The organism is Burkholderia sp. Ax-1724 (assembly GCF_011752995.1).
In the GTDB taxonomy this organism is placed as follows: Bacteria; Pseudomonadota; Gammaproteobacteria; order Burkholderiales; family Burkholderiaceae; genus Paraburkholderia.
The window spans coordinates 52,374-64,563 of the sequence record NZ_VWWL01000024.1 but is presented as its reverse complement, the minus strand read 5'-3'; the positions used below and the strand labels follow the sequence as shown (position 1 = coordinate 64,563).

Annotated in this window: 8 protein-coding genes; 1 reads left to right on the top strand and 7 read right to left on the bottom strand. The window is 59.6% G+C overall.

What is annotated here, in order from left to right; all coding sequences use genetic code 11:
- Positions 1–760: 760 nt before the first annotated feature.
- The 7 genes from F3J19_RS25915 to F3J19_RS25885 all read right to left on the bottom strand — a co-directional run bounded on the left by F3J19_RS25915 (position 761) and on the right by F3J19_RS25885 (position 9,952).
- The gene (locus F3J19_RS25915) at positions 761–2,092 is read right to left on the bottom strand and encodes a cytochrome c (RefSeq protein WP_167048150.1); all 1,332 of its coding nucleotides are present in this window, start codon (positions 2,090–2,092) and stop codon (positions 761–763) included.
- Between the two features lie 17 nt (positions 2,093–2,109).
- The gene (locus F3J19_RS25910) at positions 2,110–3,885 is read right to left on the bottom strand and encodes a GMC family oxidoreductase (protein ID WP_167048147.1); all 1,776 of its coding nucleotides are present in this window, start codon (positions 3,883–3,885) and stop codon (positions 2,110–2,112) included.
- Positions 3,886–3,888: 3 nt separating this feature from the next.
- Entirely contained in the window at positions 3,889–4,611 is a 723-nt protein-coding gene (locus F3J19_RS25905) for a gluconate 2-dehydrogenase subunit 3 family protein (protein WP_167048144.1), read from the bottom strand.
- A 374-nt stretch (positions 4,612–4,985) separates the two neighbouring features.
- Positions 4,986–6,407: an MFS transporter gene (locus F3J19_RS25900; protein ID WP_167048141.1), complete on the bottom strand. Its 1,422-nt coding sequence runs from the start codon at positions 6,405–6,407 to the stop codon at positions 4,986–4,988.
- A gap of 97 nt (positions 6,408–6,504) precedes the next feature.
- The gene (locus tag F3J19_RS25895; protein ID WP_167048138.1) at positions 6,505–7,611 is read right to left on the bottom strand and encodes a mandelate racemase/muconate lactonizing enzyme family protein; all 1,107 of its coding nucleotides are present in this window, start codon (positions 7,609–7,611) and stop codon (positions 6,505–6,507) included.
- 165 nt (positions 7,612–7,776) lie between these two features.
- Complete coding sequence (locus F3J19_RS25890; protein WP_167048135.1) at positions 7,777–8,931, bottom strand: mandelate racemase/muconate lactonizing enzyme family protein; 1,155 nt, start codon at positions 8,929–8,931, stop codon at positions 7,777–7,779.
- Positions 8,932–9,007: 76 nt separating this feature from the next.
- Entirely contained in the window at positions 9,008–9,952 is a 945-nt protein-coding gene (locus tag F3J19_RS25885) for a LysR family transcriptional regulator (RefSeq protein WP_167048131.1), read from the bottom strand.
- Positions 9,953–10,543: 591 nt separating this feature from the next.
- Here F3J19_RS25885 and F3J19_RS25880 point away from each other — a divergent pair.
- A complete protein-coding gene (locus F3J19_RS25880; RefSeq protein WP_240159229.1) occupies positions 10,544–12,175 on the top strand; it encodes an FAD-binding oxidoreductase in 1,632 nt (543 codons plus the stop codon).
- Positions 12,176–12,190: the final 15 nt, after the last annotated feature.

The window sequence follows — 12,190 nt, the reverse complement described above, 5'->3', positions numbered from 1 at the left end:
TCGGGGGGTCTTCGCACATAGCGATTGGATGCCCGCCTCGATGAAAATCCGTCCGTAGGCCACGCCAAATTTTGCGATGCCCAACGACTCGGCGGAGTGGCGAGCAGAGGTCAACATTCCTACGAATACAGTTGTTCGCCGATCGGACCTCACCGGCCGCCCTCGAGCCAGGAACTGACATCCCACGAAAAGAACGCCATGACCATTCCTGGCCGACTGTACTTGTTCCGCTCACTTTGTCGGAAGCAGTCGTGCGGCATCGACGAAGGAATCGTCGACAATCACCGCAGTTTATCAAGCCCCTCCCGCCTTCAGATCAAGGAAGCTGATCGATGTTATTTGGCTCGAAATCTGCGTTTGCGATGAGAAGCGATTTGCGGATCTGGTGATTTCGACGGCTTCCGCGATATCGACTCGCCGGCGGGTGGAGCAGGTGTAGGGGAGTTACGTCGATCGCTGGAAGAACGGTTTTCGGGCCAATACGGGTAAATGTGAATGTATCGCGGCGTTATTCCCTGGCCCAACTTCTATTAGTCAGACACCCGCAGCCGCCCCTGACAGGATTGCCCGAGCCTTACAAGGCTCACCATCCCACTCCAACACATCAACCTTACCGCACGAGCCTTCTCAAATCGTCTAAAGCAACTGGTGTCCCGTTCCGTTGACCTCAACATGCCAAGCGAGCATAGATCGGTCAACAACGAACAGAACACCAGCTACCCTGCCAATAAACCCCACACGCAAGCGCGAACGCCAAACGCTACGGATTTTCAGCGCGTGCAGGCTGAGAAGCAGACCCGGACGACTTGCGCACCTTGGCGACCTGCTCGGACGTCACGGGCGAAGCATGGTTGCCCCAACTGGATCGCACGAAAGTCAGCACGTCCGCTACGTCGCGATCCGTCAACCGCGTGGCGAACCCCGGCATCGCGTAGTGCGTGGGGCCGGCCTTGGTCCACGGCATCTCTCCCCCTTGCAACACGATATGAATCAGCGAAGTCGGATCGTCCGTGTTCACGACCGTCGAAAGCGCCAACGTCGGAAACGTGCTCTCGTAACCGCTACCACTCGTGCGATGGCACGCCGCGCAGTTGTCCACGAAGGTCAGCGCGCCGTTGCTATGGTCCGTGCCGGCGCGCAGTGCATTTGCCGCGGTTGCATCGGGCGAGAGCGTGCTGCCGGATGCGTCGACGGGAGCCAGCGTCTTGAGGTAAGCGGCAATGGCGGCGAGATCCTGGTCGCCCAGATGCTGTGTGCTGTCCTGCACGACATCCGCCATGCCGCCAAACGCCGCCGAGTGCGCCGTGCGGCCGCTCTTCAGGAACGCAACAATATCGGCTGCGCTCCAGTTGCCCAAACCGTCCTTGCGGTCGCCACGCAGATTCTTCGCGAGGTAGCCATCGACCACGCCCCCGGAGAGAAACAGCTTGCCGTCATCGGTCAGCGACTTCTCCTCGAGGCCGTAGCCGCGGGGCGTATGACATGCGCTGCAGTGCGCGAGGCCTTCCACGAGGTAGCGGCCGCGCGCGATCGGGTCGTTCGGCAGCGGGCTGTCGTCGCTGACGGCTTCCGGTGCGAACGCCATGCGCCAGAAGCGCAGCGGCCAGCGCATCGACAGCGGCCACGGAATATCGGACGCGCGGTTGCCTTGCGAAACCGGCTCGACGCCATGCATGAAATACGCGTAGAGCGCCTTCACGTCCGAGGGCTTGACCTTCGCATACGAAACGTACGGCATGGCGGGATACAGCGTCGAACCGTCCTTCGCGATGCCGTGGCGCACGGCGCGGTCGAAGTCATCGAAGGTGTAGTTGCCGATGCCGGTCGACTTGTCGGGCGTGATGTTGGTCGAGTAGATCGTGCCGATCGGCGATGCAATGCCGAGGCCGCCCGCGAACGGCTTGCCGCCCTTTGCCGTGTGGCAGGCAATGCAGTCGCCCGCGGCCGCGAGGTAGCGGCCCTTTTGAATCAGCTGCGCGTCCGTATCGGCCGATGCGGATGGAAATGCCGTCGCGGATGATTGTGCGAAGACGCCGGCGCTCGCAGCCGAAAAGACGACAGCAGAAGCGATGGCAAACGTGATTTTTCTCATGATGCTTGCCGTCTCCCTTATGCCTGGACCAGCGGAGCCGGGTTCTTCAGGTATTGCTCGCGAATGGCCTTGGCCGAGTGAAACGCGAGGGCCGCGACGATACCGGTCGGGTTGTAGCCCATGTTCTGCGGGAACGCGGAAGCGCCCATCACGAACACGTTCGGCACATCCCAGCTTTGCAGATACTTGTTCACGACGCTCGTCGCCGGCGAGCTGCCCATCACCGCGCCGCCGGTGGTATGCGTGGACTGGTACACGCGCGTGTCGTAGTGCTGCCCCTTCTTGCGGATCGCGCGGAAGTACTTCTCCGGGTTCATCGCCTTCGCAACTTCTTCCATGCGCGTGCCGATATAGCCGAGCATGGCGTATTCGTTGTCGTGCCAGTCGAACGTCATGCGCAGAAGCGGCAGACCGTGAGCGTCCCGATAGGTCGGATCGAGATCGAGATAAGCGTCGCGATACGGCATCACCGAACCCGAAATACCGATGCTCATATAGCGCTGGTAAGCGTCGGAAATACCGGCCTTCCAGCCGCTGCCCCAGGTCGGCGTGCCGGGCACGGTCGCCGCCTGCTTGATTGGACGGCCGCCCGTGCGGATATGACGAACGCTCGCGCCGCCGACAAAGCCGAGCGGACCGTGGTCGAACTGGTCGCCATTGAAGTCGTCCATGCCCACGCCGCCCGCGCCGCTGCCGATAAACGGATTGAGTTGCGTGCCCTTCGGCAGCAGCACGTTGATGCCACCGTTCATCTGATAGGCGTAGTTGCGCCCCACTACCCCCTCGCCGGTCTTCGGATCGTAGGGTTTGCCGATGCCCGAGAGCAGCAGCAGGCGCACGTTGTGCATCTGGAATGCGGCGACGATGACCATGTCCGCGGGCTGTTCGACTTCGCGGCCTTGCGCATCGATGTAGGTGACACCCGTCGCGCGCTTCCTGTCGGGCGAAAGCATGACTTTCGTGACATACGAGTTCGCGCGAAGCTCGAAGTTAGGCTTCTTGAGCAGCACCGGCAAAATGGTCGTTTGGGGCGATGCCTTCGAGTACATATAGCAGCCGAAGTCTTCGCAGAAGCCGCAGAAGTTGCACGGTCCAAGACGCACACCGTACGGATTCGTGTACGGGGTCGACGCATTCGCCGCAGGCGCGGGATACGGATGGAAGCCCACTTCGCGCGCGGCCTTTTCGAACAGCGACGCGCCGAAGCCGTTCTTCAGCGGCGGCGTGGGGAAATCGTTGCGACGGCTGCCTTCGAGCGGATTACCGCCGGCCTGGATGTTGCCGTTGAGATTACCGGCCTTGCCGGACGTGCCGAATACCTTCTCCGCAAAATCGAAGAACGGCTCCATCTCGTCATAGGTCACGCCGAAATCCTGGACCTGCATGCCTTCCGGAATGAACTTCTTGCCGTAGCGCTCTTCATAACGCGTACGCAATTGCAGTTCTTCAGGCAGCATCCGGTAATGCATGCCGTTCCAGTGAAAGCCCGCGCCGCCCACGCCGTTACCGAGCAGAAACGAGCCGTGTTGACGGTACGGCACCGCGAGATCATCCACGCCGTGGCGAATGGTCACCGTTTCCGACGACAGATCCTGGAACAACGCGCCGCGCACGCCATACTTGAGCTCGTCGATCACTTTCGGATAGTTCGCATCGGTTGGCGTATCGCGCATCGCGCCGCGCTCGAGCGCGACCACGTCGAGTCCCGCGTCCGTAAGTTCCTGCGCGAGAATCGCGCCGGTCCAGCCGAAACCTACGATCACGCAATCGACCTTGTTCTTCCTGATTGCCACTGCTTACCCCCGCCTGCCGTTAATCGATACCGGACCATACGGATACTTCGCACCCGGCTGGTCGATCCAATCCATGAAATCCGCGCGCGCGCCCGGGAAACCGACCATCTTCCAGCCGGCCATATCCTTATTGCCGCCGTAGATCGGGTCGGAGAGGAAACCTTCCTTGGTATTGCCGAGCAGGAATGAAAAGAACGTGCGTGCAGGAACAGTTTCAAACGCGAGTTTGCCGTGCTCCATATCCTGAAGCACCGCTTCGCGCGTCGCCACGTCGAGTTCAGCAAAGGTCTTGCCGCCGTGCTGCTTCACGCAGTACTCGTCGCAGGCCGCGATGCCATGACGATAGACGTCGCGCGGCGCGAGATTGATCTGATAGCCCATTTCGGGCACGGCATCGGGATGAAAAGGCCCTTGCATGTACCAGAGCTTGCCGTGGCCATACGGCATTTCCATCTGGCGATCGATGTACTCGGGCACACCGGCCTTCACGGCACCTGGGCCATGTTCATCGTCGGGAATCAGCCGGTCCACCGCAGCATGCAAAAATTTCCATTCTGCCGCGGTGAAGTAAGTAGGCTGGTACTCTGCGGTGTTCCCGGTGGCGGGTGTCGCGTTACTGCTGCAGGCACTTTGAGTAAAAGTTGCACCTGAAGCGACCGTCGCGGCGGGTACGACGGCCAGCACCTGCCGCAAAAAGCGACGGCGTGGTTCCTGTTGGTCGGACATGGAGTTTTCTCTGTTGTGACTTATCTGCGGGCCTCATTATAAGAGGTGATCCGAGATAACGTTTCAATACTCCCTTTCCCTTAGTCGCCCGTTAAAGTTTGTAAGGAGACAAACTGGTACTGCAAGCAGAACGCCAGCTATATCGTGGTGACCATTGCATGCCGATGCATCCCTACCATTCCCGGCATGAGCGTCCAGTCACTTCTTATCAGCGTTCATTGAATGTGACGGGCTCTCGCGCAGGTCGCTTCAACCATCCCGGGAAAGACCGAATGGAGAGATCCATTGCCGGATCGCGGAGTGCGCCTTTGTCTTAATGGTTCGCCAGTGTCGACGGGTTCGCGATGACGGACAAGATACCGGCATCGCCGAATTTATGATTGATAGTCAGAACGTTCGGTTAGCAGCGCAGCCACGATACAGATCGACACAAGCAGGCAGCCGCAAAAAACAATGATGTAAGCGCGCTCCGAAGCGATCTTCGTTCCGTCGATCAGAAATGCCGCGAAAATCGCCGAACCGAAAGCACTTGCCATGGCTCCGCCGATGTTCTTCAGGGTTTGATACATACCCGCCGAGATGCCCCGCTCCTCGGGCAGACACACCTGGCTGACCCGACCGGACAGCGTCGTTTGCAACAGGCCGGAGCCAAAGCCCGTCATCATGCTGAAGAACATGAACTGCCAGAGTACGTGGTTCGCAACGATCATACCGGCGAAGCCGAGGCCCAGCGTCGTGCCGCCGATCAGCCCGCAGACCTTGTACCCACCCAACGACCGAACGATTCTGGCAACACCTAGCGCACCGATTATGGTGACCAGGTACTGCGGAAGAAGAAGCCAGCCGAGTGTCAGGACGGAGACAGAGAAGCCAAATCCGAGTTTCTCATGCGAGGCAACGAGAAAAAGCACCACGGTCGTCTGCGATCCGTAATACGCGATTCCCCAAAGAAAACTCGACACATAGTATGGCCGTGCATTCGGGTTATTCAGCATACGCAGATCGACGAGAGGAAACTCCGTGCGTTTCTCATACGCGTACCAGACGATCAATAGGGCAATGCCCGGGATAATGGCGCCGAGCACGAAGATGTTCCCCCATCCCGACTTGGGCGCATAGGCGAATGCGAACAGGATCGCGGCAACGCCGACGCCCAACATGATGGCGCCCAGCCAATCCATGGTACGGCGCGTGTCGGGAAGAGAAGAGGTCGGCACAAGAAAGACGATGGCGATCGCTGCCGGACCCAGCAACGCAATCCAGCTCGCAAACACCCAGCCGATGCCCGACGTGCTGCCAAGCACATAGCCGGCGAGAACCGGCCCGATTGCGTGGCCCACCGTCATGGCCGCGGCGAGCGCGCCTATCCCGTAGAGCGCCGCCTCTTCCTTCAGGGTGTTGCGAAAGATACCGATCGCCAGCGGCGTAATCGCCGGGCAGAATCCAAGCAGGAAACGTCCGACCAGAAAGACGCCGAAATTCGGCGCCACCACATCGAGCGCGATGCCGATGATACTGACGATGATCGTCAGAACGGTCAGCTTCTTGTGGCCGTGAATGTCCCCTAAACGGCTGAGTGCCGGACACGTCACGCCGACTGCCAGCAGATACACCGCATTCAGCCAGAACGCCTCTCCGGAGGTGATCTGGTATCTGTGCACGATGGCGGGAATAACCGGCAGAATTCCGCCGATAAACACCCCTTCTGCAACGGTCGCGAGGCTGAGTGCGAAAATGACCCGGCGCGCTACTTTGGTCGATGCATCAATTTCCGTTTGTTCCGATAGCACGTCCACGTCTCCTCCTTGCATGACCCGGCTCTTCCTCAATAAGATAAAAATCGCAGAGAGACGATCCCGTATTTTTCTTTATTGAAGCCGCCAGCGGCGGTTGCTAATTCACCCGGTAGCGCTTGACCATCTCCCAGTCCAGCTGGAGTCCGAATCCTGGTTCTTGCGGAATGGCAATCGTGCCGTTGACCGGATTGGGACGGTTGGCAATGAGACCGGCCCAGATCGGGTCGCGGTCGGCCTCGAAGCATTCGACGCAAACACCGTGTGGAATCGATGCGATCATTTGCATCGCGATCTGTGATTCTTCGTGATGCCCCACGCGCAGGCCGTGGAGTTGGGCAAGTGCCGCTGCGCGACGCCATTCCGTGATCCCGCCGGCTTCGGAGGCATCGAAGTTGATGATGTCGACGGCGCCTGCGTCGATCAGCCGCCGTACGCCGCTAGCGCTCATTTCGCTCTGTCCCGCGTCGATCGGAATCGACGTTCTTCGGCGCACTTCGGCCATCATGCTGGCGTCGTCGTACCAAAGACACGGCTCCTCGAACCACGCGATGTTGTATTGCTCGACGAGGCGGGCGAACTTGACCGCTTCGGAAACAGGCCAGCCGCGATTCGCGTCGACCGCGATCCAGAACTCGTCGCCGCCGCCCTTGCGCGCGGCTTCCACCCGTTTGGCGTCTTCCTCGGCGGACAGGCCACCGACCTTGACCTTGCATCCGGCCAGTCCGGCTTCGCGAAGCCGTTCCATTTCGTCGCCAAGATCCCGGAGCGTCTTGCCTTCCTCGTAGTAGCCGCCGATGCAGATAAGCGGCAACGCCTGGCGATAGCCTCCGAGTAATCGGCATACATTGACGCCCGCGGCCTTACCGAGAAGGTCCCAGATCGCGCTGTCCATGCAGGCAATCGCTTCCATGACCAGCTTGCGGTCGCGATTCCATTCGGCCGCCTTGAACATTTTTTGCCAGAGGCGCTCGACGGCAAAAACGTCCTCGCCAATCAGCATCGGCGTCAATTCTTTCTCGATGATGTCCACCACGTCGCGCATATGTGTCCGGTTGTCGCCGTTATACACTTCGCTAACGAGCCCGGTGTCGGTCTCCATCCGCGTGATGATCGTGCACCGCTTGTCGACACGGTATTTGCTCCCGCCAAAACTGCGCGCGAGCGGGATCTCGAGGGCGATAACCGAAACGCTTTTGATCTTCATGGGGGCTCTGTTTAAGCGGGAAACGTGAGCTTGCGAGGCATCGACGTTTCCCCGATCAGGCAGGGCGGACATGAATGACACGCCGCGCTTAGACGTTGCGATCGAACATAGACTCGCGACCTCGCTCGTCCTGGCCAGCGCGGGCTGGCCCATGACGAAAGGTCCTTACTGTTCGATGACCGATCCATCGAGATGAGGACGCATGTCGAGCGGTCGATTGACCTTCGGAAAGCGCTTCTCGATATCGGGGACGAAGTCGATACCGAGTCCGGGTGCGGTCGGGATATCGAGAAATCCGCTGCTCGGCTCCGGGAAATCGGTAAACATTTCGCGGCCAGGCAGTTGGGTCGTCCCATGCAGGTTCTTTGACGACGACGGATATTCCTGAATGGCGAAATTCGGAATCGTCGCGTCAAGATGCAATTCGGCGACCAGATTAAGCGGCGACAGAGGGTTATGCGGTACGACTTCCATGTCGTTGACCTCGGCCAGAGCCGCAATCTTTTTCGCTCCCGTGATGCCGCCGCAGAGACCTATCGATGGGCGCAGGAATTGCACGCCGCGCCGCGCGACAATCGACTGGAACAGGTGCATGTTGAAGAAGCGCTCGCCGGTGGCAATCGGCACCGGAATGTGATCCGCGACCCAGGACATCGCATCCACGCCGGTCGGTTTCAGCGGATCTTCGAAGAACATCGGGAAGTACGGCTCGATACTGCGCGCAAAGGTGACGGCTTCGGCGGGATTGAGCCGCCGGTGCAGCTCGATACAGAGATCGACGTCGGGACCAAGCGCTTCGCGAAGTTCCCGAACGACACCCACGGCCTCTTCCATCTTCTTCGCATGAGGGCGGAAATATCGATCGTAATCCTCATCGAGGAACGGGTTGAGATGGCCTAGCGCGGTGAATCCCTGCTCTTTGCGCAGCAGCGCTTCGTCGAGCATCTCCGCTTTGGTGCGCGCTTTCACATGTCCGTAAAGACGCACCTTATGCCGCATCTGGCCACCGATCAATTCGTAGACCGGAACGCCGAGTGCTTTTCCCTTGATGTCCCACAGGGCGATGTCGATTGCGGAGATCGCGCCCATGATAGCCATGCCGGTGAAATGATTCGCGCGTTGCAATACATTCCAGTGGTGTTCGATCTGGCGCGCGTCTCGTCCAACGAGATACTCTCCGCACTTGACCATGGCTGCCGCACTGGCTTCATATTGGCCCCATGCGCCGGATTCGCCGATTCCTGTCAGTCCGTCCTCGGTTGTGACTTTCACATACAGAAAGCGATCGGCGAAAATCGGTGTGACGCTTGCAATCTTCATCTATTTGTTCTCCACCTATACAAAACAGATTTTCAATTGCAAAGCAGTATAGGAGGAGAGCAGGGACGAGATATTTCTATTTCCTCAAACCAGCTTTCACCGATGGAGAACGGTGGCCTGCAGAAATCAGCAACTCTTTCAGAAACAGGCGGGCCGACGGGGGAATGAGATCTTCGCGGTAGTAAATCTGGATGCTTCGCGGTGCCCATTCTTCCCGCAGGGCAATGCAGCGCACGTCCGGATTTCCCGCAAAGGGAATGGCCATGATTTCCGAAAGAATGCCGATGCCAAGGCCGGCAGCGATCATCGAGCGCATGACATCGAAAGAGGAGACCGCGCGGTACTTCAGCTCATGCCCGAGACTGGCTGCCTGATTGACCAGGAACGAACAAAGCGCGCTTTTCGGCCCGAGCGTGACGTGCTCGAAGTCGATCAGGTTCTCGAACCTGACCCATTGGCGTGTGGCGAGCGGATGGTCTTTCGGTACGGCCACGACCAGACTGGTTTCCTTGTACGGCACTTTCGCGATCGACGACGGCACGTCGAATACCGAAAGACTGAGGGCGAGATCGGCGCGGCCACTTTCGATTTCAGAAACGAGTGACCAGCCGTGGATTTCGTGCACATCCACGGCAATTTCCGGGTTTGCCTGGATAAACCTGCCGGCGAAGGCGGCGAGGCCACCGACGATCGCCGACTGACTGGAGGCCACCCGCACACGTCCGCGAATTCCCTCCGAGAACTCTCTCATCGCACTGGCGGTTTCATTCAGGCGCTGTGTCAGCAGGCGAACCTGTCTCGCGAATTCGTCGCCGGCGGGCGTCGGCGTAACGCCTCGCGCGTGCCGGTTGAACAGCGATACGCCGAAGACGTATTCGAGCTCCTGGAGGCGTTTGGTGACGGCCGAGACTGCAATGTTGCTGCGTTCGGCCGCTCGCGTGAGACTCCCCTCCTCATAGGCGATGAGGAAGAGACGAGCGGATTCCAGATCGAGGGCACGCAACATCTCGAGCGTTTTCATGCTTACGTTGTCAGCCTGGCTGATCCGCTGGTGGTTGAGATGTATCGATTATATGGCGCGGCATCCGGCGAGCCGTTTCCGTGCCTTGCCCCAAGAAAGTATCCGGAATAGCGCGTGAGGCCCAACTGGCGGAAGACAGCCGACTCGCACGACCCGCCCGCAACGTCCCACCGGATTTGACCCCCTCTGTTACGGATCGCCGCCTGCTACAGGATGACGCAAAAGCTTCGTCGTTTGACCGCGTCTTTCGATACGACTGAACTCCGAAAATAACTCAGGCTTCCTCAACGCTCCCTCACACTATCCATGTACGAGGTAGCGGTCGGCGATGTCACGCCTCAAAGTTGCCGGCTAATCCGATCTTTGATTTGTCGCAAAGCCACGACTCGAATTCCGTTGCGAACGTGCGGGCATCGCCATATCTGACCGCCTCACGATAGATTATGAAGTTTTTCCACAGAAAATCCTTCCACCCAACAAAATCGATCACAATCTTCCATTAACGAAGAGACACTTTCACATCTCAAAAAAGACCAGTCGTTCGCTTGCATGAATTATTTTTTGCAGGGAATACCCGGAATTCTTGCGCTAATGCGGGAATTCCCCAGGACCGTCACAGGGAAAATACTTATTTTTAATCAATCACAAACGTTCATAAGATATCTCACATTCTTCCACAATCAACCTAAAACGATCACCGATGTTTTCTCAATCCCTGTCGCCGAACCCGCCATCCCCGCGTCGCGTGGCCGGTTCCGTCGTGCAGGTCTGCGGCGCAAACCGCGGCACCGGTTTGGCGATCGAGGAACTGCCCGTCGATTGCCGATCCGAGGACACGCTGTAGCCGCCAGCACTCGCTTTCCATCGCATTCGCAAAAACACAGGAACCCCATGAGCAGGATCATTCCAGACCCGATCGCCAACAGCGCAACACCACTGCCCACCGAGGCCGAGGTCGTCATCATCGGCGGCGGCATCATCGGTGTGTGCACGGCGCTGTATCTCGCGCAGCAGAACGTGCGCGTCGTCGTCTGCGAGAAAGGACTGATCGGTGCGGAACAATCGGCGCGCAACTGGGGCTGGGTACGTCAGATGGGCCGTGATCCGGCGGAAATTCCGCTGTCGATCGAGAGCCTGCGACTGTGGCACGAACTCAAGCCGAAGTACGGCGCCGAAACCGGCCTGCGTCAGACCGGCATCACCTATCTGTGCCGCAACGAAGCGCAGATGGCCGAGTACCGCGAATGGATCGGGCACGCCAGGGAATACGGCATCGATACGGTGCTGTTCGGGAAGAACGATCTCGCGCAATATGTCCCCGGCTGTTCCACCACATTCGCGGGCGGAATGCACACGGCAACCGACGGACGAGCGGAGCCGCTGATGGCGGCACCCGCGATCGCGCATGCCGCGCAAAGAGCGGGAGCGCATATCGCGACGCGTTGTGCGGTGCGCGGCATCCAGCGCGAAGCGGGGCGCGTGAGCGGTGTGGTCACCGAGCACGGCGAGATCCGCTGCTCGTCGGTCGTGCTGGCGGGCGGCGCGTGGTCGCGCCTGTTCGCGGGCTCGTTCGGCCTCGAGTTGCCGCAACTCAAGGTGCTCGGCAGCGCCGCGCGCATCAGCGACGTCAACGGCCCCACCGCGATGCCTGTCGGTGCCGACAACTTCTCGTTCCGCCAGCGGCTCGACGGCGGCTACACGATCGCCATGCGCAACTCGACGCTAGTGCCGATCGTGCCGGACAGCTTCCGGCTCTTCCCGGAATACTGGTCGCGTTTCCGCCGCAACCGCGCCGATCTGAAGCTGCGTCTCGACAGGCAGTTCATCGACGAGTGGCGTACGCCGCGCCAGTGGGCACTCGATGCGATCACGCCGTTCGAGAAGCATCGCATCCTCGATCCCAAACCGTCCGAGGCGGTGATCCGCAACGGCCTCGCGAACCTGGCCAAGGCATTCCCGGCATTTGCGAACGCCCGCATCCTGCAGATGTGGGGCGGCATGATCGATGTGACGCCCGATGCGGTGCCGATCATTGGACCTCTCGCCGCACTGCCCGGCTTCTTCATCGCAACCGGGTTTTCCGGGCACGGCTTCGGCCTCGGCCCCGGCGCCGGCAAGCTGATGGCGCAACTGGTGACGAACGAAACGCCGCTGGTCGATCCGGCGCCGTTCCGCTTCGAACGATTCGCGCGTTTTTCAGCTGCCGGTTTGATGGCGGCTTAACCTCTCTGACTCAGG

What these genes read in the sequence shown, in the direction of transcription:
- F3J19_RS25905 (WP_167048144.1), bottom strand. Translation starts at nt 4,611, where the DNA reads ATGTCCGACCAACAGGAACCACGCCGTCGCTTTTTGCGGCAGGTGCTG.
- F3J19_RS25895 (WP_167048138.1), bottom strand. Translation starts at nt 7,611, where the DNA reads ATGAAGATCAAAAGCGTTTCGGTTATCGCCCTCGAGATCCCGCTCGCG.
- F3J19_RS25915 (WP_167048150.1), bottom strand. Translation starts at nt 2,092, where the DNA reads ATGAGAAAAATCACGTTTGCCATCGCTTCTGCTGTCGTCTTTTCGGCT.
- F3J19_RS25880 (WP_240159229.1), top strand. Translation starts at nt 10,544, where the DNA reads ATGCGGGAATTCCCCAGGACCGTCACAGGGAAAATACTTATTTTTAAT.
- F3J19_RS25890 (WP_167048135.1), bottom strand. Translation starts at nt 8,931, where the DNA reads ATGAAGATTGCAAGCGTCACACCGATTTTCGCCGATCGCTTTCTGTAT.
- F3J19_RS25885 (WP_167048131.1), bottom strand. Translation starts at nt 9,952, where the DNA reads ATGAAAACGCTCGAGATGTTGCGTGCCCTCGATCTGGAATCCGCTCGT.